The sequence below is a fragment of the Rhodococcus sp. 114MFTsu3.1 genome, assembly GCF_000383555.1.
Lineage (GTDB): Bacteria > Actinomycetota > Actinomycetes > Mycobacteriales > Mycobacteriaceae > Rhodococcoides > Rhodococcoides fascians_E.
Genome location: NZ_KB911558.1, coordinates 56,658 through 78,275 on the forward strand (window position 1 = coordinate 56,658; position 21,618 = coordinate 78,275).

At 62.5% G+C, this 21,618-nt stretch carries 20 protein-coding genes; 3 read left to right on the forward strand and 17 right to left on the reverse strand.

Translation table 11 applies throughout. The features are described 5' to 3' along the window. Nucleotides 1-17: 17 nt before the first annotated feature. Entirely contained in the window at nt 18-869 is an 852-nt protein-coding gene (locus tag H292_RS0122475) for an HpcH/HpaI aldolase/citrate lyase family protein (RefSeq protein ID WP_027498994.1), read from the reverse strand. Then, nucleotides 866-1,873, reverse strand: a complete 1,008-nt coding sequence (locus H292_RS0122480; protein WP_020112842.1) for a MaoC family dehydratase — start codon at nt 1,871-1,873, stop codon at nt 866-868. The genes H292_RS0122475 and H292_RS0122480 overlap by 4 nt, the downstream gene beginning before the upstream one ends. Nucleotides 1,874-2,092: 219 nt before the next feature. Between H292_RS0122480 and H292_RS0122485 the strand changes: the two genes are divergently transcribed. Both H292_RS0122485 and H292_RS0122490 read left to right on the forward strand, forming a co-directional pair. Further along, nucleotides 2,093-2,815 (forward strand): FadR/GntR family transcriptional regulator, encoded by a 723-nt coding sequence (locus tag H292_RS0122485; protein WP_020112843.1) that lies wholly within the window; start codon nt 2,093-2,095, stop codon nt 2,813-2,815. 56 nt (nt 2,816-2,871) lie between these two features. Further along, nucleotides 2,872-3,840: an NAD-dependent epimerase/dehydratase family protein gene (locus H292_RS0122490; protein ID WP_020112844.1), complete on the forward strand. Its 969-nt coding sequence runs from the start codon at nt 2,872-2,874 to the stop codon at nt 3,838-3,840. 37 nt (nt 3,841-3,877) lie between these two features. Here H292_RS0122490 and H292_RS0122495 read toward each other — a convergent pair whose 3' ends face one another. The 8 genes from H292_RS0122495 to H292_RS0122530 are packed head-to-tail and all read right to left on the reverse strand — an operon-like array spanning nt 3,878 to nt 12,546. Then, on the reverse strand, nt 3,878-4,912 hold the full coding sequence (locus H292_RS0122495) for a zinc-dependent alcohol dehydrogenase family protein (RefSeq protein ID WP_020112845.1): 1,035 nt from the start codon (nt 4,910-4,912) through the stop codon (nt 3,878-3,880). Between the two features lie 47 nt (nt 4,913-4,959). Then, nucleotides 4,960-6,171, reverse strand: coding sequence for a CoA transferase (locus tag H292_RS0122500; protein ID WP_020112846.1), 1,212 nt, complete (start codon nt 6,169-6,171; stop codon nt 4,960-4,962). Beyond that, on the reverse strand, nt 6,168-7,655 hold the full coding sequence (locus tag H292_RS0122505) for an aldehyde dehydrogenase (protein WP_037189002.1): 1,488 nt from the start codon (nt 7,653-7,655) through the stop codon (nt 6,168-6,170). Before H292_RS0122505 ends, H292_RS0122500 begins: the two co-directional genes overlap by 4 nt. An 8-nt stretch (nt 7,656-7,663) precedes the next feature. Further along, the gene (locus H292_RS0122510; RefSeq protein WP_020112848.1) at nt 7,664-8,833 is read right to left on the reverse strand and encodes an acyl-CoA dehydrogenase family protein; all 1,170 of its coding nucleotides are present in this window, start codon (nt 8,831-8,833) and stop codon (nt 7,664-7,666) included. Continuing rightward, a complete protein-coding gene (locus H292_RS0122515; RefSeq protein WP_020112849.1) occupies nt 8,830-9,609 on the reverse strand; it encodes an enoyl-CoA hydratase/isomerase family protein in 780 nt (259 codons plus the stop codon). Before H292_RS0122515 ends, H292_RS0122510 begins: the two co-directional genes overlap by 4 nt. After that, entirely contained in the window at nt 9,597-10,802 is a 1,206-nt protein-coding gene (locus tag H292_RS0122520) for a CaiB/BaiF CoA transferase family protein (RefSeq protein ID WP_020112850.1), read from the reverse strand. Before H292_RS0122520 ends, H292_RS0122515 begins: the two co-directional genes overlap by 13 nt. A gap of 47 nt (nt 10,803-10,849) precedes the next feature. Then, a complete protein-coding gene (locus tag H292_RS0122525) occupies nt 10,850-11,716 on the reverse strand; it encodes an acyl-CoA dehydrogenase family protein (RefSeq protein WP_231383888.1) in 867 nt (288 codons plus the stop codon). 59 nt (nt 11,717-11,775) lie between these two features. Next, nucleotides 11,776-12,546: an enoyl-CoA hydratase-related protein gene (locus H292_RS0122530; protein ID WP_020112852.1), complete on the reverse strand. Its 771-nt coding sequence runs from the start codon at nt 12,544-12,546 to the stop codon at nt 11,776-11,778. 150 nt (nt 12,547-12,696) lie between these two features. Between H292_RS0122530 and H292_RS27405 the strand changes: the two genes are divergently transcribed. Further along, nucleotides 12,697-14,163 carry a 3-hydroxyacyl-CoA dehydrogenase NAD-binding domain-containing protein gene (locus H292_RS27405; RefSeq protein ID WP_020112853.1) on the forward strand — a complete coding sequence of 489 codons (1,467 nt, stop codon included), beginning with the start codon at nt 12,697-12,699 and terminating at the stop codon, nt 14,161-14,163. A 49-nt stretch (nt 14,164-14,212) separates the two neighbouring features. Here the strand turns inward: H292_RS27405 and pntB are convergent, their stop codons facing one another. From pntB to H292_RS0122570, 7 genes are all read right to left on the reverse strand, one after another. Further along, complete coding sequence (gene pntB, locus H292_RS28235; protein WP_020112854.1) at nt 14,213-15,604, reverse strand: Re/Si-specific NAD(P)(+) transhydrogenase subunit beta; 1,392 nt, start codon at nt 15,602-15,604, stop codon at nt 14,213-14,215. A 6-nt stretch (nt 15,605-15,610) separates the two neighbouring features. Further along, entirely contained in the window at nt 15,611-17,152 is a 1,542-nt protein-coding gene (locus H292_RS28240) for a Re/Si-specific NAD(P)(+) transhydrogenase subunit alpha (RefSeq protein WP_020112855.1), read from the reverse strand. Between the two features lie 8 nt (nt 17,153-17,160). Beyond that, a complete protein-coding gene (locus H292_RS0122550; RefSeq protein WP_020112856.1) occupies nt 17,161-17,958 on the reverse strand; it encodes an enoyl-CoA hydratase/isomerase family protein in 798 nt (265 codons plus the stop codon). Nucleotide 17,959: 1 nt separating this feature from the next. Then, nucleotides 17,960-19,570, reverse strand: coding sequence for a class I adenylate-forming enzyme family protein (locus H292_RS0122555; RefSeq protein ID WP_231383889.1), 1,611 nt, complete (start codon nt 19,568-19,570; stop codon nt 17,960-17,962). A 2-nt stretch (nt 19,571-19,572) separates the two neighbouring features. After that, the gene (locus H292_RS0122560; RefSeq protein WP_020112858.1) at nt 19,573-20,346 is read right to left on the reverse strand and encodes an SDR family oxidoreductase; all 774 of its coding nucleotides are present in this window, start codon (nt 20,344-20,346) and stop codon (nt 19,573-19,575) included. A gap of 63 nt (nt 20,347-20,409) precedes the next feature. After that, on the reverse strand, nt 20,410-21,177 hold the full coding sequence (locus H292_RS0122565) for an SDR family NAD(P)-dependent oxidoreductase (RefSeq protein ID WP_027498995.1): 768 nt from the start codon (nt 21,175-21,177) through the stop codon (nt 20,410-20,412). A 98-nt stretch (nt 21,178-21,275) separates the two neighbouring features. Then, a complete protein-coding gene (locus H292_RS0122570; RefSeq protein WP_037189005.1) occupies nt 21,276-21,617 on the reverse strand; it encodes a carboxymuconolactone decarboxylase family protein in 342 nt (113 codons plus the stop codon). Nucleotide 21,618 lies beyond the last annotated feature (1 nt).

Consider the following 21,618-nt stretch of genomic DNA (forward strand, 5'->3'; position numbering starts at 1 on the left):
GTGAATGCCACGCAGGCTCACCGCGGCCGGTCGTCAGCTGAATATCTGGCCAGAATCGTCCGAGCGCGAGATATGACCGGTGGATCCACCATCTCGCCGTCGATCGCGACGGCTCCGCCGCCTTCGGAGACCTGACCTGCATCCACCGCCGCCACGATGCGCTGTGCCCATGCGATATCGGTCTGCGATGGGCGGAAGACGCCGTGCACCACGTCGACTTGACGGGGATGAATACACAGCTTGCCGGTGATCCCAAGCCCGTGGGCGTACATTACGTCGTCGATCAGACGAGCCGGGTCGTCCAACGATGCGGTGACTCCGTCCACCGGGCCGGCGATTCCGGCAGCCGCACTGGCGAGAACCAACTCGGACCTCGCGTAAAGGAACGCATCTCGCGAATCCGGATCGACCCGTAATGCTGCCGCGAGGTCGATGTGCCCGAGCGCGACCCGAATCACTCCCTCGGCAGCCGCGATGGACTCCGCCCGATACACCCCGGTAGGTGTCTCGATAAGCGGTATCAGCTGCAGTCCAGATCGACGGTGGATGGCCTCCATCATGGCCCCCGATTCGGCCTTGGGGACCATTAGGGGCACCCCGAATCGGCTCAGCGAATCGATCTCGTAGTCGTGCCACCTCGAGGTGACCGCGTTAATACGAACTATCGTCGCCGGCGCTCGCCATCCCGCCTCCAGCCACCGGACGACCGAGGCGAGTGCTGCCGATTTCTCGTCGGGACTCACCGCATCCTCCAAGTCGAGCACAACGACATCCGATCCCGATGCGTGCGCTTGCTCGAACCGTTCGGGACGTGACGCAGGCACGAAGAGAAAGGTCCTTGCAGACCGAATCTGCAAATGGACGTTCATCTCACGATCACGATCGGGCGCCACACCAGCACCGTGGAGCAACCCTGTTCGAGAACGTCGCGGCTCGAGGTGACCACGCGCAGTCCGAGAGCACAAAGCCCGTCGGCATTCGGTTCGACACTTTCGATCGTCACGGTCGAGGTGAGAAAATCTCCTTCGTGCACGGGACCCACGTGGTCGCAGCCATGCCAACCGGAGACAGCGACGACACCTGGAATCGCTTGACACACGTGGTGGAACGCGATCCCGATGGAATGGCCGCCGTACACCAGCCTCGCACCTCCGCCCGCCGCCGAATCGTGATGCACGCGCGCGAGGTTCCCCGTCAACCGCGCGAGCTCGGGCGCACTGGAGACCACGTCGCCGCCGAGTACCTCGAACTCGGTGCCGACCTCCCACGTCTTCAGACCGCCCGACGCCGACAGCTCCTCGGTGTCCCATTCCACCACCGACGAGAACGTGTCCACACTTTCGGGGGTCTCCGTTTCCGATGAGACATAGTCGCGGTGGCCGGTCTCGGGGGCGAGCGGTGACAGCAGAACCATCGCGCATCGGCGGTAGTCAAGGACTGTCCGCTCGTGCTGATCCACCGTCGTGATCCGCAGAACGACGAGCCCCGTGGGAGAGCGCTCGGGCTTGCGTGCATTCTCACGCAAGGCTTCGACCACTGTCGTGGTTCGCAGAGTGTCACCCACCACGGGTGAACGATGAAAATGAAGTCCTCTGTAGAACAGATTTGCTCGTACGTGTTGCGTTGCCAGTGTCGACTGCCCGATCGAGATATCCCACACGAGAGCAGGATTGACGACAAAACCGCCGCAGACTGCCTGCGCGGACGCGCGGTCGAGGGACAGCGCGTACCGGTTGCCCACGATCGAGCTGTGCACCGCGGCGAGCCCTTCGGTCAGCGTTACCGACGGTGCGGTATCGAACACCTGACCTACTACCAGCTCATCGAAGTAGGGACTCCGGATGAATTTCCGAGGGGACTCGACCACCGACATGCCTATACCACCATTCACGAATTGACCGATGAACAGTTAGACTACTGTCAGATTCTTCATCGGCTGCAATTTTTTGCCGTAACTGATCGGTGAGAACCAGTAGGTGGCAACTCGCTCGCAACCGGAAGAAACGTGCACTCGGGCTACAGCATGGGAGACTGTAAAAATATCGCCTCGACCTCGACACTTGCACCTAACACAACGCCTTCTGGAGATTCCATGACGTCATCCTCGACCAACTCGTTCAAAGCGCGCCAGGTGACTCGTCCGCGCGATCAAGTCGAAGAGCAGTTACGGGAAGCAATTCTGGACGGACGGTTCAAGCAAGGTGCCAAACTTCCACCCGAGACCGAGTTGGCCCAGCTCTTCGGGGTCAGCCGACCCACCGTGAGGGAAGCGCTCGGAGCCCTCGTCAGCTCCGGCCTGATTCGAAAGATTCCCGGAGTGGCGGGAGGAAGTTTCGTCAACACAGTCACTCCGCACTCTCTTAGCCAGATGCTCACCGAGTCGATGGACACCATCGTACGCATCGGAGCGTTGGACATAGCGGAGATCACCGAGGTCCGCAGGCTCCTCGAGATCCCGGCAGCAGAATGGGCTGCGCGCAACCGAACCGACGAAGACATCGCAAAAATTCGCAACGTCATCGACCTGCAGAAGAACATCACGATCGACGATCCCGAAATCCCGGAGTACGACCTTCGATTTCATACCGCAATTGGGTACGCCTCGGGCAACCGCCTGCTCGCCGCGTTCATATCATCCGTACACGACGCGACACACCCCGCCCAATACCTGGACGTGACCCCTGAAGTCGCCAAAAAGACGGTCCGTCAGCACATCGCAATCGAGGCCGCGATCGAGGCAGGCGACGCAGAGAAGGCCGGGGCTGCGATGCGCGAACACCTGGACTTCGTCCTTCAGTACTCGCTCCCCTGCTGACGTCTGACTCAGTCAGGAATATTGTCAGACATTAGGCATGCTGCTATTTTAGGTTCATGACCGCTACCGCATCGCAGCCGAGCATCGCTCCGTCGAGAATTCTGGTTACCGGAGCGGCGGGTTTCGTCGGCTCTCACGTCGTGGAACTCTTGGCCGAAAAAACGAATGCAACGGTGTTCGCCACAGATGCGGGCGGCGAAGCCATGCTGGAGCAACTGAACCAGTTGCCACATGTGACATCCAGCGTCGCAGATCTACGCGATCTGTCTGCAATCAACGCGATGGTCCGCGGGGTCGACATCATTGTTCACCTCGCAGCCGTGCGGACAAAAGCATCATCCTCGAACACCCGCGCTGCACACGAAATCAATGTCGGGTCGACGTACGACCTACTGACAGCGGCCCACGACACCGGTGTCCGGCGGTTCGTCTTCGGGTCCTCGCACACGGTGTACGGCTCGTTCCCCGATCCAAATCGACGTCCGTTCGCCGAAAACGAACCGTGGGCCTGCACGGGCATAAACATGTACGCGGCCACCAAGCTCGCCGGGGAGGCCTACTGCGAGGCATTCGCGTCCGCCGGTGGACCCGACTATCTGGCACTGCGACTCGGCACGATCTACGGCCCCCGTACCAGCCCTGGGTCGAACGGGTCGTTGATGACCGAACTCCTTGATGCTGTTCGCGACGGCCGGACACCGACCATTCCGTGGGCCTCGGGGGCGCAACACGGTTTGATCCATGTTTCCGACGTCGCCGAAGCCGTTTGTCGTGCGGTCGAATCAGACGCGACGGGAATGGCCGTCAACGTATCCGGCTTACCCCGGACGTCCACCGAAATTTACGGCACCCTCGCCGAATTGGCCGGGACCGACCCAGCCTCGATAGTCTTCGATGAGAACCGAACGCGGCATCAACTGGTCAGCCAGCGGAGGATGCAGGAGGTGCTGGGCTACACGCCGCAGGTCGAACTGAAGGACGGCCTACTCAGTGTGATCGAGTGGTTCCGCTCGACTCGCGAGTGAACGACGAACGACGCCGACATCACGGTCGGCGTCGTTCCTAGATGCTCGTGGACTCAAAAACGATGACACCCTTACCAGCCCGCTGCTGGTCGAACTCCTCGTACGCCTCGGACACCTCATCCAATCTCCATCGGTGAGTGAAGAGGGCATCGACCGGAAGATTGTGCGCCACGATGAAATCGGCACAGTCCTTCTGCCCTACCCAAGACATCGACCACGACGTCATAACCGTCAGTTGGCGCCGAAGGTATGGCAAGACTCCGATTCTGATCTCGGCACCGACACCCACGAAACATGCACGTCCCCATCGCTCCAGACTGTCGACCAACGCGGCAGCTGCGATCGACGAACCTGACGTCTCCAATCCGACAGGAACGCCGTCGGCACCAGCAATTTCCCGAATCGCCTCCGGTACAGGCCCGTTCGCCGGATCGACGGCGGCCACCGCACCGAAAGCGAGAGCCTGCTCTCGCCTCTTCGCGTTCAGGTCCACCGCGATGACGCGCGCGCCCAAGGCCGTCGCAAGCATGGTTGCCGACAGGCCGACCGGACCCTGACCGAACACCACCACGAACTTGCCGCCGACGTCGCCCACACGGTCGAGTGCGCCCCACGCAGTGCCCGTTCCGCACGAGATAGCAGCGCCCGCCTCAAAACTCAGTGTGTCGTCGAGTGGAACCAGTGTCGACGCCGGCACCTTGACGTAGGGCGCGTGACCACCGTGGTCGTCGCTTCCGAGCACCACGATTGGCTGCACAAGACACATCTGCGACCACCCCGACCGGCAGTCGGAGCAGGCCCCGCAACCGATGTAGTGATGGATCATCACACGGTCGCCGACTTTCGCCAGGGCATCGGACACACCCTCACCCACCGAGTGCACCACGCCGGCGGGCTCGTGTCCTGCGATGCAGCGTCCAGCGCCATCCGCTGCGGCGCGGTAATAATTGAGGTCACTTCCACACAGTCCCGACGCCTTGGTCGCCACGACGACCTCACCCTTACCCGGAGTGGGCTCGGGGAATTCACGCAACTCGACCTTGCGGTCGCCGAGATAAACAGCTCCTTGCATCACTATCTCCCATCTCACTTCTCGAGTCGTATGCGGCGGTACGCCCGCTAACCAACGACTCCACGTGTGCGTAATCCAGCAAGCTCGGCATTCGACAATCCCAGCGCGTCGCCGAGAACTTCGTCCGTGTGAGCAGACAAATCCGGTGCCGCAGAAGATTTCGCATGTACATCGCCCCACCGCCACGGCGCGGCAGCGCTGAGCATGGTTCCGACTCCAGGCTGTTCGATTTCGTGCACGATGCCTGCTGAGTCCTCTAGCGCGATCTTCACGACCTCGCTCATGTCGCGGTACGGGCTCCACAGCACTCTCGCTGCATCCAGCGATTTTTCTACGTTCGCGAAATCGCGCGCCGCGAACCAGGGCCGAAGTATCGATTCGATCGTGTCCCGGAACCGGTACCGCGCGCCCTCGTCATCAAGATCCGCACCGAATGTCTGTGCCAGCGCCGCGAACACGCTCTCGGTGCCCGTGGCTCGCTGCAGGGCGTGCCACTGGCCTGTCGTCAGGGCAACCACCATTACACGACGCTTGTCCGACGTGGCAAAATCGACGCCGAAAGTTCCAAACATGTGATTGCCCAGTCTCTCTCGGGCACTACCGGATTCGTGCGCCTCGGCCAGCCAGCCCATCTCCGCCACACCGGCGAGCGCCACGTCCGACAACGCCACGTCGACCTTGGACCCATGTCCCGTTCGGTCCCGGTGGACAACAGCCGCCGCCACTGAAGTGGCCGCGATCATCCCTGTCACCAGGTCCCACGCTGGCAGCACATGGTTGACTGGCCCGACCCGGTCACTAGGACCGGTCATCATCGGCACACCGACCTCCGCGTTGATCGAGTAGTCGACCGCCGGCAGTCCCCCCCTGCGTCCCTCGATATGGACGTGGATGGCGTCGGCGCGGCGCGCGATGAGCTGCTCGTGTCGAATTCGGCTGCGCCCCACCATGTTGTCGACCAGAATTCCCGCGCCGGGACCGGGTGCGGTCACCAGTCCGAGCAGAAGCTCCAGGCCCTCCTCGGTGCGGTGGTCGATAGTCACGGAGCGCTTACCCCGATTCAGATTCGTCCAGAACAGGCTCGACCCGGTACGGGAAAGCGGCCATCGTCTCGCATCGCTCCCGCCTGTGGGTGGATCAACCCGAATCACATCCGCACCGAGCTGGGACAACGCCAACCCGGCAGACGGCCCGGCGACGAACGACGACGCCTCGATGACGCGGATGCCCGCGAGCGGACCCATCACCCGACCGATCACGGCATCGCCAGCGACGGGTCCGCTGCGACGAGGGCGTCGGCGACCTCCCCCGAGACACCAACCGCCTTCAGCTCGACATACGCTTCGAGCCCCTCGGGCCCGTTCTCCCGACCAAGTCCGCTGAGCTTTATTCCGCCCATGGGCGCGGAGAAGCCGGCCGGATTTCCATTGACCTCGACGGTGCCGGTGTGGATCCGTTCGGCGACACGCAGACCGCGCTGAACGTCACCGGTAAACACCGCGCCGTTCAAACCGTAATCGGAATCGTTGGCCAACTCGATGGCGTGTGCCTCGTCGCGGTACGACAGCACCGTCACGACCGGTCCGAAGATCTCTTCGCGCACAACCTTCATGTCGGGGGTGGCATCGACAAAGACGGTTGGTTCGACGAACCAACCACGATCTAGATGGGCGGGTCGACCACCGCCCAGAACGCACCGTGCACCCTCGGCTCGACCCGCAGCGATATATCCCTCCACGATGGTGCGCTGACGTTCGGTCACCATCGGACCGATCTGGGTATCGGGGTCCATCGGATCGCCCACAGGCATAGCGGACACCATGGCCACGAGGCGGTCTGTGAACTCCTCCTGCTGCGACTCGTGCACAAGAATGCGTGTCTTGAGCGAGCACACCTGACCGCTGTTGCGGAACGATCCCATGCGGAGCGCTTCTACAGCCGCATCGAGGTCGGCGTCGGGAAGCACGACCGCCGCGGACTTGCCGCCGAGCTCGAGAGTCACACGCCGCAGATCCTCGCCACAACGCGCCGCGATGCTTCGTCCCGCCGCGGGGGATCCAGTAAACGTGACCTTGTCCACCATCGGGTGTCCCACGAGGTAGGCGCTCGCCTCTCGGCCGGCAGGCACGACGTTCAGAACACCCGGCGGCAGACCGGCTTCGGTAGCCATCTCGGCCAAGAGGTAAGCATCCAACGGTGTTTCCGGCGAGGGCTTGAGCACCATCGTGCAGCCCGCGATGAGAGCGGGTACGAGCTTCTGCACGTTGATCGACAACGGCATGTTCCACGGCGACACCGCGGCGACGACGCCGACCGGGCTCCGTGTCACAAGAGCGTTGGCCAATCCGGAACGTCGCAGCGCTCGCCACGGGAAGTCAGCGGCGATGTCGAGGGACGCGTCGATCACCTTGACTGGGTTGGCCGCTTGAATGGACCGCGATTGAGTTATTGGACAACCCATTTCAGCCGTAATTACGGTAGCGAGATCATCCGCGTTCTCGACGAACAGCTGCCGTAGTCGCCGCAGAATCTCTAGCCGATCATCCAGCGTGGTGTTCGACCACTTACCGTCATCGAACGCCTTGCGCGCGGCGCGAACGGCGCGGTCCATGTCCTCGCTCGACCCGGCAGGCACCGTGCCGTACACCTCACCTGTCGTCGGTGAGACTAGCTCGGTCACTTCCGACGAGGCGGGCGCGATCCACCGGCCGTCGACGAAAATTGTTTCGTAGGTTGACTGCATCGAATCCCTCACGCGTCCGCGGTTGCACTCGTTGCGGCGAGACGAATGTCCCGCGCAACGAGCATGCTCTGAACTTGATTCGTCCCGTCGTATATCTCGGCGACTTTCGCATCGCGCAGCAGCCGCTCAGCCCCGAGCGAGACCAAGTCTCCATCCGGCCCCAGGAGCTCGACGCATCGCGCGGCAACTGTCGTTCCCAATGTCGTGCAGTGCATCTTGACCAATGACACCTCGGCGACCGGCTCTTCGGCGCTGGCGTCGACTTGATCTGACACCGACAGCAGCATTGCCCGCGCGGCTGTGATGTCGCCGCGCAATCTGGCGAGCTCGAACTGCAGGTCCTGGGCGTGCGTGGTCTTCGACGAGAGTAGATCTCGAGCGTTTGCCCAAGACACCACGACGTCGAATGCACCTTGCGCAAACCCCACGCCCTGCGCAGCGGCGCTGATTCGAGATCGAACGACCGAGCGCAACAACAGTGGGTAACCGTCGCCTTCTTCGCCCATCCTGGCAGAGACAGGGATGCGGCAGTCCTGGAAGGACAACGTCACCGTCGATGCACCCTTCTGACCCAACTTCTTCATCGGCGCTCCCGGCACGAAGCCGTCGAGTGTCGCGGTGTCGAGAAGGAAGGCAGTGATACCCGACTTCCCGAGGGCAGTGTCAACAGTGGCGAACAAGACGATCACGTCGGCACGGTCACCGTTGGAGATGAATGTCTTCTCGCCGTTGACGATGTAGCTGTCCCCGTCGCGCCGGGCGACCGTTCGCATCGAACTGACGTCCGAACCAGCGCCGGGCTCCGTGAGCGCGATCGACCCGATTGCAGTTGCCTTGCACAGTCTGGGCACCCACCGCTCGCTCTGCTCCTGCGAACCCTGCAGGTGAATTGGGTGAGCCGCATGCATCTGCGTCATATAGACCGTCGAGGTTGCGCCGCACGCGGCCGAGATGCGCAGCAGCGCTTCGGCATACGTCGAGGTGCTCGCTCCGGCACCACCCAGTGACTTGTGCATCTGCAGAACACCGAGGCCTGCGTCCGCCAGTTCGGAAATGGCAACGGAGGGGAACGTGCCGGTCGCATCGATCGTCTCGGCCTCCGGCGCGATGGTACGCGCGATCACCGAGTCGACGATGTCGATGATGTCGTAATCGACGCTGGCCCAGGGTGTATTCATGTCATCTCCTGATGAAAGACGGGTGCGCGACGCTCGGCGAAAGACGTGATGCCTTCCTGCCCGTCACGAGCAGCTATGGATACGGCCGCGAGTGCGGCCTCGTGATCGAGCGCCGCCGCGCGGAAGGCGGACCGAGCAGCGTCCAGGATATTCGCGACACCGGTTCGACTTCCCGACGCGATCAACTCGGCCAGCCGCTGCACTTCCGCTGCCGAAACTTCGGGCGGCAAAGGGGGAACCGAAAGAAGTCCGATCTGCCAGGCACGATCGGCGTCGATTCGTTCTCCAGCGAGCATCATCAGGAGTGCTGCCGGTTTGCTGACCGACATCGCAAGCCTCTGTGTGCCACCGAACCCCGGGATGCAACCGATCCGCGATTCGGGGAGACCGAAACGACTCCGATCGGAGGCGACCACCACGTGACAGGCCAACACCATTTCGAAGCCTCCACCGAGCGCAAATCCATCGACGTCGGCGACCACTGGCACTACCGAGTCTGCGATTGCTGTCATCGTTCGCTGGCCGGCCTTGATGAACGTGTGCGCTGATTCGATATCGACACCGCGGATCTCGTCGAGATCGGCACCGGCACTGAATGCTCGGTCGCCACATCCGCGAATGACTATGCACCCCAGAGAATCATCATCCTGCGCCTCGTTGACGACCTCGAGAATTTCCCCGAGAACAATGGAATTGAGTGCGTTCAGCTGACCCGGACGAACGATTTCGATAGTCAGAACTCGCCCCGCACGAGCGGTGTCGATCAGGGAACCCATACGACCTCCTCGTTCGCCAACTCTGCGATCGCCGCATCGTCGAGTCCGATCTCACCGAGCACTGTCCGCCCGTGCTCACCCCGCAGCGGAGCGGGACTACGAGATTGCCGATCTTCGGGATCGGATGCAAGCCTCCAAGGAGTACCGACGCCGCGGAACGTGCCGGCGACGGGATGCTCGTAGGAGACTATGGCTTTGCGTGCCTCGACCTGAGGGTCCGAAACCACCTCCGACAAGGAGTTGATTTTCGAGCAGGGGACGCCGACGCTCTGCAGAGTCTTCAGAGCTGTCTCCGAGGACATGGTCTGGAGGCGATCCTGGAACAACCCGAGAACTTCGTCACGGTTGGCACGACGACCGGCATTGGTACGCAGGTCTTCTCGCTGCCCTAGCTGATGCAATTCGAGGGCCTCGCAGGCGCGGCGCCACTGACCGTCGTTTCCGATGGCAACGACAATGGGGCGATCCGCCGTCCGCATGGACTGGTAGATCGCCACAACCGAGTCGCGGCCCGAGCACGGTGATGGCTCCGCATCTCCAGCAAGATAGCTTGCTATTCGCGGGGACATGAATGCCAGATCGGCCTCGAGCAGAGCGATATCGACGATCTCCCCCTCACCGGTTCGTTGCTGCTTGACCAGTGCTGACGAGACCGCAAATGCGGCAACCGTTCCCGCGGCCACGTCGGACAGCGCTGTGCTGACGCGTTGCGGTACACCGTCGGCACCCGTCACGCTCATGATTCCCGATCGCGCCTGGGCTATCAGGTCGTAGCCCGGCAATGCAGAATCAGGTCCGGTGAGTCCGAACCCTGAGAATGCACAGATGATCAAGCGCGGAAACGTCTTTCGCAGAGTTTCAGGACTCAAGCCGTGCTTTTCTAGTTTCACAGGATTGATGTTCTCGATGAAGACATCGGCGGTCTCGAGCAATTTGAAGAGGACGTCGCGGCCGGCCTGGCCACGAATATCGAGGCACATGCTTCGCTTGTTTCGGTTCACCGAGAGGAACCAGGCGGCCTCGCCGTTGAGGAAGGGTGGACCCCATCCACGCGCGTCGTCTCCGCGTATCGGTTCGATCTTGATGACGTCCGCACCCATGTCGGCGAGGTACATCGACGTGGTCGGTGCTGCGTATGACGACGAGATATCGACTACCCGAACCCCGGCCAGCGGCCCAGTGGATGCGTCCATGCTCTTCTCCGATTCTGTGCTTACGGCGCCCTCATGCGATAAGGCGCTCATGGCAGCACCGTCGCTTGAGAACCCAGACCGAGCTGGGCAACCCTTGCCAGGTGGAAGCGCCGTCCACCTGCCCTCGACTGGATGCTGATTGCATCGCGCAACAGTCCGGCGATGGGGTACTCATCGATGTATCCGTATCCGCCGTGGGCCTGCACGGCATCGATGCACACTGCGACGGCCGCGCGCCCGGCCACGGCCGACACCGGCGACGAACTGTCGTCATCAAGAGCTCGCAGCAGCAACGCCTCGGCTTCTCGAACACGAAGATCCATCTCGGCGAGCAGGGCACGCAGACCAGCGAAGGACCCGATGAGGACGCCGAACTGGTGACGTCCCAGAACATAGGACTGCGACTCGAGCACGGCCCGCCGGGCCGTGCCGACCAGAGCGGCCCCGCTGAACAGGTCCCATCGCGATACCAGTTCCGACGCGTCGACATCCTCGACCACAGCATCCGAAGGAATGGTGATCTCGACCAGGTCTGCCTGTGCAAGGCCCGATCGTTTTGCGCCGGCGTCGGGGACTACGGACCTCCACGGTGCCACCGACACCGACCCGGTGACTGCGTCCCAAACCACCACACGCTCGGGCTCGAGTGCCGACGACACCACCGTCGCCGAGCCTGCGAAACCCAGTCCGAACACCGATCCACCGGGCCCGACCGCGCGGCCGACGTGGTCTGCCGCGTAGCGTCCCGCGAGCACGAAAGCGAGGGACGGTGACGTCTGCGCTACTTCACGCACAGTATGAGCAAGCCAGGCCGAACCATCAGGCTCGTCCGCCACATCGCCGGCGAGCTCGAGAAGCCCGGTACTTTCCAGCGCCCCCCGTGAAGCGCTCACAGAGTCGGACGAGTCGCTCACCGAAGACGCAACCTTCGTAGCTGTCGCCAGAAACTCTTGCAGCTCGGAGCCGAGGCCGCTCATCGGTTGAACTTCGAACGGTCGGGCTCGCGACGCTGCTCGAACGATTCGGACATCTCGTTGGCTTCCTGCGTGCTGCGATACGCAGTGAGCAAGAGGTCGTGAGCCATTCGAGCCTGTCCGACAACACCGGTGTGCCGTCCGGAGAACGCAGCCTTGAGCGCACCCAGCGCGAAGGGTCCGCGGCTGCGCAACGTTTGCGCCAACTCGATCGCATGAGAGACCGGATCCTCGGCGATGTCGTTGACGAGCCCTATCTCCTGCGCTTGTTCGGCTGTGTACTTGCGGTTGAGATACCACATTTCCTTAGCGCGTCGGCGCCCGATCGTCTGCTCGAGGTACCACGTCCCGTATCCGGCGTCGAAGCTCCCGACCATGGGCCCGACCTGCCTGAAGATCGAATGCGGTGCCGCGACGGTCAGGTCGCAGACGACCTGAAGGACGTTGCCGCCGCCGACAGCGAATCCGTTGACGGCGGCGATAACGGGCTTTGGCATCGTGTCGATGAATTCGTAGAGGTCGATCACCGGCATCACGCTGGAGTAATCGAGTGAGGCGAGCTCCTCGTGTTCGCCGCCGATGCAGAAGAACTTGTTGCCTACTCCGGTCAGCACCGCGACGTCGACAGTCGGCGTCTCACGCACCATACGGAATGCGTCGAGCAACTCGCGTGCAGTGGTGAAACGCAACTTGTTCGCGTTCTCGGGGCGGTTGATCGCAATGGTCGCCACCCCCTCGTCGACCAAGACGACGATGTCTTCGTAGGTCATTGCGGTACCACTTTCTCTTGCGGTTCTGAATATCGAATCTTGTAAGACATTTAGTCTGATACTTTCTTTACAGAAAGGTACATTGTCAGACAGATAGAAGCAACAAGTTTTGTTTGACGGGCGGACTCGCCAACGACACCAGGAGAGAACATGATCACAGCATCCACTCCGATCTGCGTCGTGGGCGCAGGCACGATGGGACGTGGAATCGCGCAGACCGCGCTCGCTGCGGGCCACTCGGTCACTCTCGTCGATCCGCAGGAGCACCAGCTGGTGGCGGCAACCGGCGACATCCAAGCGCGCTTGTCCAAACGGCACCCCTCCATCGCGGCCGAGCTCGAGTCCCGGTTGACCACCTGCACGTCGATCCCGCTGTCCCCGAGCCATCCCAACACCGTGGTCATCGAGGCCGTCCTCGAATCGCTCGACGTCAAGTCTGCTGTCTTCACGGCCGCGGCGGAACATTTCGGCCCACAGTGCATTCTCGCCACGAACACCTCGTCGCTGTCCGTCTCCGCGATCGCCGCGCGCTGCCCACTCCCCACTCGCGTTGTCGGTATGCACTTCTTCAACCCCGTTCCGATAATGAAACTCGTCGAAGTCGTCATGGGGCTGCAGACCGACCAACAGGTCGCAGACGCGATCGACACGCTCGCAGTCGCATGGGGCAAGACCGTCGCCCGCGTCACGAACGCACCGGGCTTCATCGTCAACCGCGTCGCGCGTGGCTTTTACGGTGAACCCCTCCGGCTTCTCCAGGAATGCGTGGCCTCGCCTGCAACACTCGACGCGATCATCCGCGGCTCCGGGCAATTCCGGATGGGACCGTTCGAGCTCATGGATCTCATCGGCAATGACGTCAATGCAGCAGTGACCAGAACGGTCTGGTCGGCATTCAACTTCGATCCCCGGTTCGAGCCCTCGCGCATCCAAGACGAGCTCGTAGACGCGGGGCGCTACGGACGTAAGAGCGGGCATGGCTTCTACTCCTACGCCACAGAGGACATCCCCGCCGAAGCTCCCGCACAGGTCCCACTCGGCGCAGTTGCAACGCATGCCGTTCGACGCGGTGACAGCGCCGAGCTGGACGTGGTTTTGGAGCGATCCGGCATCGCGGTCACCCGCGACGAGCACGCACCGGACGCACAGGCGGAACTCGTTCTCGACGGAACAGCCATCGTCATCACCCGCGGTCGTACCGCGAGGTCGGAATCGGCAGCACGAGGCGGCACACCCGTCGTCGTTCTCGACCGCTGCATCAGCGTTGCCGAGGCCACTGCGATAGCGGTCGCATCGTCGCACGTGGAGTCGCTTTCGGCGGTGGCGGCCATGCTGCACCGGGCAGGCATCACTGCCCACCCCGTGTCCGACGTGCCCGGCCTTGTGCTCGCTCGGACCCTGGCCGTTGTCGCCAACGAAGCCTGGGAGACAACCATGCACGGCGTGGCTTCCCCCGCTGACATCGACATCGCGATGAAACTGGGCACGAACTACCCGGCAGGCCCGTTCGAATGGACTCGCGGATGGTCACGTGCAGCTGTATTGGAACTGCTCGACGCGCTGTGGTCGAGCTACCACGACACCCGATACCGGGCCAATCGCCTACTGCGGGACTGACGCGAAAACCCGTACGTTCCATGCCGATGCGCGAACGTACGGGTTTTTTTCATGCCATGTTGCGGACGATGTCCTCTACTCGAGCCTTGGCGTCGCCGAACAACATTCGGCTGTTGTCTCGGAAGAAGAGCGGGTTCTGCACACCCGCATACCCGGTTGCCATGGAACGTTTGAACACAACGACATCCTTGGCTTCCCATACGCGCAGTACCGGCATACCCGCGATCGGCGACGATGGGTTCTCGGCCGCGGCCGGGTTGACCGTGTCATTTGCGCCGATCACCAGCACCACGTCGACATGATGTAACTCGTCATTGATCTCGTCCATCTCCAAGACGATGTCGTAGGGAACCTTCGCTTCGGCGAGTAGCACATTCATGTGGCCGGGCAATCGACCTGCAACCGGGTGGATTGCGAACTTCACGTCCACTCCCCGCTCACGCAAAGCCTTGGCCAACTCTGCGACGGGATACTGCGCCTGCGCGACGGCCATTCCGTAACCCGGAGTGATGACCACCGAGGACGCGTTCTGCAGAAGGTCAGCCGCAGACTCCGCGTCGATCTCACGGTGCTCGCCGTAGTCGGTATCGTCCGAGACAGAAGCGGTGGCACCGAATCCACCGGCGATGACGGAGACGAACGAGCGGTTCATCGCGGTGCACATGATGTAGGACAGGTACGCGCCCGAGGATCCGACAAGGGCTCCCGTGACGATCAGCAGGTCGTTGTTCAGCAGGAAGCCCGAAGCCGCTGCAGCCCAACCGGAATACGAGTTCAACATCGACACGACCACCGGCATGTCGCCACCGCCGATCGACGCCACCAGATGCCAACCGAGGGCGAACGCCAGTACGGTGACCGCAACGAGCAACCACAGCGAAGGCACCGCGACGAACCAGACAGTGAGTGCGAAGAAGGCCACCAACGCAGCGATATTGAGAGCATTCTTGCCGGGAAGCATCAACGGGGACGACGACATTCGGCCGGACAGCTTCAGGTTCGCAACGATCGAACCGGTGAACGTCACCGCCCCGATGAACACTCCGATGAACACCTCGGCGTGATGAATACCCTCCATTCCACCGGAGGCGAAGGATTCGTGTGCGAGGTACCCGTTCCAACCCACCAGTACCGCTGCGAGACCTACGAAAGAATGCAGCAGTGCAATGAGTTCCGGCATCCCCGTCATCTCGACCACCCGGGCACGCCACCGCCCGATGGCCGTGCCGATCAGCAGTGCCACGACGAGCAATCCAATCGCCACGCCGCCCGAGCCGTCGACGACCACCACAATGGTGGCACCGACTGCGATCGCCATTCCCACGATGCCGTAGGCGATGCCGTTCTTCGAAGTCTCGTGCCTCGAGAGCCCTGCCAGAGAAAAGATGAACAATACAGCTGCGACGAGATACGCAGCGCTCGTCGCGGACAACACGGTCATGATGCCTCAGCCTTTACTGAACATCCGAAGCATCCGCCGAGTGACTGCGAATCCCCCGAACACGTTGATTGCGGCCAGAAGAGTAGCGACGAAAGCCAACACCCGGATCACGCCGGCATTGGTGGAATCACCGGCAACACCGAGTTGGACGAGCGCACCGACGACGATGATGCCGCTGATTGCGTTGGTCACCGCCATCAACGGTGTGTGCAACGCATGCGCAACGTTGCCGATCACGTAGTAACCCACGATGACGGACAGCACAAGCACCGTGAAGTGCTGCGGGAGCGGAGCAGGCGCAAATCCTAGAATCAGGAAGAATACAAGCACTCCGCCAGCAAGCCATGCCCAGCGATGCCACATCGGCCGGGATGATTGCACCTGCGGCGCAACTACTTCGGCGGTCGGTGCTGGCGGCGCTGCGGAGACGGCCGTCGGCGGCGGTGGCCATGTCGTGTGGCCGTCGCGCACCACTGTGACACCGCGCTGAACGACATCGTCGAAGTCCAGGACCAGGCGGCCGTCTTTCGCCGGGGTCAGCAGCGCCAGCAGGTTTGCCACATTGGTGCCGTAGAGCTGCGAGGCCTGGGTGGGAAGTCGGCGCGCCAGATCGGTATAGCCGAGGATGACCACACCGTTGTCTGTGACAACGCGCTCCCCGGCGACGGACCCGGCAACGTTTCCACCTTGTCCGGCAGCCATATCCACCACGACACTGCCCGACTTCATCGAGGCGACATCTGCCTCGGTGATCAGACGAGGTGCGGACCGCCCAGGAATCAGCGCGGTGGTGATGATGATGTCGACATCGGCCGCCTGCTCGGAGTAGATCTCCGCCGCACGTCGGTTGTAGTCCTCGCTAGTGGCCTTGGCGTAACCGTCGGTCGACTCTGCCTGCGCTACATCTACTTCGAGAAATTGTCCGCCGATGGAACGGACCTGTTCGGCAACCTCGGGTCGCGGATCGGTTGCCCGAACGATTGCCCCGAGGCTCGAAGCCGCGCCCACTGCCGCCAGCCCCGCAACCCCGGCTCCGGCAACCAGCACCTTGGCGGGCGGGACCTTGCCTGCGGCGGTCACCTGGCCGGTGAAGAATCGACCGAACTCATGAGCCGCTTCGATCACCGAGCGATAGCCGGCGATGTTCGCCATCGACGACAGAACGTCCATGGATTGTGCGCGCGAAATACGAGGCACCGCATCCATTGCGAGAACTGTCAGATTCCGTTGTGCCAATGTTGCAACGAGTTCCGCGTTCGATGCTGGACCGATCAGACTCACTGTCGTCGCGTCGTCCGACAATCGGTCGATCTCTAGCGCTGTCGGTGCATCGACCTTCAGGACGACCTCGGCAGCCCACACGACATCACCTGTGGCCACGGTCGCGCCTGCCTCGCGGTATGTACTGTCCGTAAAACTCGCCCGCTCCCCCGCACCCTGTTCGACGAGGACCTCGTAGCCGAGGCCGAGAAGCTTGCGAACGCTGGCAGGGGTTGCTGCAACGCGGGTTTCACCAGGCGTGGACTCGGCGACCACCCCGAGGCGCATGGGTTCGCTCAACTGCTCGAACCAGCGCTGTAGCGCTCCATGACCGCGAGTATGCCGGCACGAACGTCGGGTCGGGCGATCAAACCGATGTTAGCCGCCAGGCTCGCATGGAGGGCTGCGTCGAGCTCGACTGTGGATCTCGCACGAACGATCTTCTTGGCACTCGCGTAGGTGGCCGACGGCCCGTGCGTCATCTCACGGGCCACCTCGAAGGCGCGGTCGGACAGTGCGTCGGGTTCGCACACTTCACTGACCATGCCGAGAGCCAGGGCCCTTTCGGCGGAGATGAACTCGCCCGTTGCGAGCATCCGCAATGCGTCGGCCGAACCGATGAGGGATGGCAGAAGGTACGCGCCGCCAGCTACCGGGACCATTCCTAGATTGACGTAACTTTCGGCAAATCGCGCCCTCGACGACGCAAGCCGCACGTCACAGGCGAGCCCGAAGTCCAGACCTCCTGCAGTTGCGGCCCCGTTATAGGCAGCGACCAACGGAACCGCTGCACCCCACAGCAATCGAACGGTGTGCTGCACGGCAGGCATCCAGGTTGCGGCGAGGTACTCCATCAACCCATCGGGACCGTCGGCGTTGTAGACGTCGTACATCTCTTGAACGTCAGCGCCGGCGCAGAACACTTTGCCGGTACCGGTGAGCACCACAGCGGAAACCGAGTCGGTCTCCGCGAGTTCGGTCACTGCTTCGCCCATGCGTCGCACGACGTCCGGGGTCACCGAATTTCCTCTGTCCGGCCGGTTCAGTCGGACAGTTCCGATTTCTTCTGCCACCGATACGACGATGTCCGTCACGTCATTTCTCCACTCTGGTCACGTTGGCCGGCACACCGCTCGGGTCCGCAACCCACGACTGCACGATCTTCTTGATGTCGCCTCGCGCGATCTTCGACTCTCCCGAGGCGCGTGGAATAGGATCTGGTGAGACGAATATGTGACCAGGCCGCTTGAATCCGGCAAGGTTGTTCTTCAGCCACGCGTCGAGATCGGCACCGACGGACTCCCAGGGCTCGGACAGGTGCACATATGCCGCCGGAGTCTCCCCCCACTTCGCGTCGGGAACACCGACCACCACGGCCTCGCGGACAGATGAATGCTCCTCGAGTGCCCGCTCTATCTCCACAGGTTGAATATTTGTACCGCCCGTAATGATCGTTTCGCTCGAGCGACCGACGATGTAGATGCGCCCCGCGTCATCGAAGTGACCGAGATCCGAAGTGCGCCACCAGCCGTCGGGTAGCAACCGCTCGGCGTGTTCGGGCTCGGCCCCCAGAAGAGTGCTCGCGACACTTGGCGTACGGATGACTAGTTCGCCGTCGACACCTGGCTCCGGACTGTCCAGAACAACACCATCGGTGTAGACCGAGAACTCGACACCGGGAACCGGGCGCCCGATCGACGCCCAGAGCTCGCGGTGCTTCATGTCGGTTCGTGACAGCAGCGTCGTCGATGCGGGCGCTTCGGTCTGGCCCCAGCACTGGATCAATGCATCCGTGTGTTGACCCACCACCTCGAGCGCGGGTAGAGCCGCCGGTTCACCGGCAAGCATGAGGCAACTGAGCGAGGACTCCCGCAGTGCGGACAGTTCCGTCAGCGTGCTCATGCGCCGCAGCATCGTCGGTACCGCGAACATCCACGTGATCCCGCGTCGGATAATCACTTCCAGCATCTGCTCCGCATCGAAGCGGTCCATGAAGACGTTGGTGCCGCCGCAGAGCAGGGTGGGCAGAACGCTCCAGCCACCGGCGTACACCAGCGGCGCAACTTGCAGCGTTCGCGGCCTGTCGACGGGTCCACTGCTGCTCATCACCCAGGTGTTCCCGAGGATCGCCGCACGAGCACCGCGATGAGAGATGGCTATTCCCTTCGGTTTTCCGGTGGAGCCTGAGCTGAAGCGAATGTGATAAAGATCGTCGGGACCGGTCGCGGCCTGTACGGATGTCGGTGCGCCGCCTGCGACGATCCCGGCGAAGTTCAGCCATCCGTCCCGTGGCCCGATGTGAACTCGCAGGATGTCGGTGCCGTCGAGAACCTCGTCGAGTACGGCAGACGATGCGTCGTCGGCCACGACAAGACGAACGTCCGCCAATTCGATGCACCGACGGAGCTCGTTCGGAGCGAACCGATGATTGAGGGGAACTTTGACGAGTCCTGCTTTGAGCAAAGCGAATTCGAGCACCACGTACTCAACGTGGTTCTGCGCTACGTATGCGACGCGACTGCCCGGCGTCAGGCCGAGGCCTATAAAGGCGTTGGCCAAGCGGTTCGACGAGAGCACTAGTTCGGCGATGGTCAACCGATGCTGTCCGGCAGTGTCTTCCGCGGCCACCTCGTGCCCGGGGCGACGTTGGATCTGACTCATCAACTGGACGACGGTCTGGGCGACCGCCGATGACTGCGCACTCATCATCAACCTTGGCCGAAGCCGATTGGCATGGTCGCCAGTGACAGCCCGCCGTCGACCACGATGGTCTGGCCGTTGATGGCGGCGCTCTGGGGAGAACACAGGAACGCCATGACCTCGGCGACCTCGGCCGGCGTCGGGTACGCACCCGACGGGGTCTGCGCGAGCCACTGCTTCGCGTAATCGTCCCACGCGTCGCCTGCGTAGTAGCGGAAGGAGTCGGTGTCGATCGGACCTGGGCAGACTCCGATCGTGCTAACCCCGTTGGCGGCCAACTCGATCGCAAGGTACTTCACGATGGTCTCCATCGCAGCCTTGGCCGCGCCGAGGAGGCCGTGTCCCGGGAGGACGCGGAAGCTGTCCCAACCGCTGACAGCCATGACGCGACCGCCACGGTTCATGTGTGGCAGAGCCAGTCGAACCAGGTCGAGGAAGCCTTGCACGGTAATGCCCATCGTCTTCTCGATGTGGCGTCCGTGGATGTCAATCAGGGGCTTGAATGCGCTGGCTGCGGCGTTGGCCACGACGACGTCGAGGGAGCCGAAGCGGTCGACCGCGTGTCCGATCATGGCCTCGACGGCGGCAGTGTCGGACACGTCCGCCTGCACAGCGAGTGCCTTTCCTCCCGCCGCTTCGATGGCCTCGACTGTCTGGCTCGCGGCCTCGGTGTCGCGGCGGTAGTTGACGACGATGTTTGCGCCTTCACCGGCGAGACGCAACGCGAGTTGCTGCCCCATTCCGCGGGAACCGCCGGTGATCAGGACCGTTTTGTCACGCATGGGATGAACGACCTCTCGGTGTGGGATTGGAGAAACTCGTGATCGGAATGGCAAGCCGGCACGTCATGAGCCCATCGTCAATCCTCCGCCGACGCACAGGGTCTGCCCGGTGACGTAGCTGGCACCGCCGCCCGCGAGATATGCGATCGCAGCGGCGATTTCGGACGGCTCACCCGCTCGACGCATCGGCACGCCCCTCAGAATGCTGCCCAGCACCCCACCGTCCGCGCCGTCACCGGATACCAGACCTTGCTCCTCGAGCAGGGGGGTGGCGGTTATACCCGGTGCAACTGCGTTGACCCGAATTCCGAAGCGCGCCCACTCGCGAGCGAGCGATTTGACCAACGCGATGATGCCGGCCTTCGCCGCCGAATAGACCGCCTCGCCGGACGTCCCGACGGTGCCTGCCTCGGACGAGGTCAGCACGATGGCACCCCCGTTCTTTTTCATCACCCGACCAGCAGCCGCCGACAGGTAGATTGCCGACATCAGGTTCACGTCGATGATTCGACGCCAGTAATCAGGTGACTCGTCGAGGAATTTGGTGATTGCCGTCCAACCCACCGTGGAAACGACGGTATCCAGGCCGCCGAGCTCCTCGACGGCCGCTGCGACCACAGCGTCGCAGGCCGCGGGATCGGTCGCATTCCAAGACTGCCCGAGGTCGATGATCCCATCCACTTCGGCGGCCAGATCCGAGACCGACTGTGCATTCAAATCTGCCGCAACGACGCGCACTCCAGCACCCGCCAATTCGATGGCCGTCGCACGGCCTATTCCAGACCCCGCCCCCATTACCAGTGCAGTGCGGGTGCCATTACGTTCTGTCATCGATGTTGCTCCTGTTAGAACTCGAATATGAGGGTTGGTCGTGCGCGCGCTCGGACACAAGTTATCATGATGAGTATTGTCTGACAATAACCGTTCAGCTAATCGCCCAGTTCATCGTGCGCCCAAGACAGCGCCTCCACCACGGGCACGAGACCGAGGTTTGTACCGAGCTGCAAGATGACAATCTGCTCGATCTCCGCCACCGTCGCGCCTGCGTCCTTGGCCCGCGTGCAATGCACGCGAAAGCCGCCCTCGTTCCGGGTGACCGCAAACCCCACCAACAAGCTCAGCTCGCGCTGCTTCGGGTCCAGAGTTCCGTAGGCGTCGGCGGCCACCCGCAAACCACGAAAAGCATCAGCGACCTCGGGCGCGGTTTCGCGAAGGCGATCCAGGTTGGAGACGAACACTTCCTGCTTGCTCAGCGGGTAACGCATATCCATC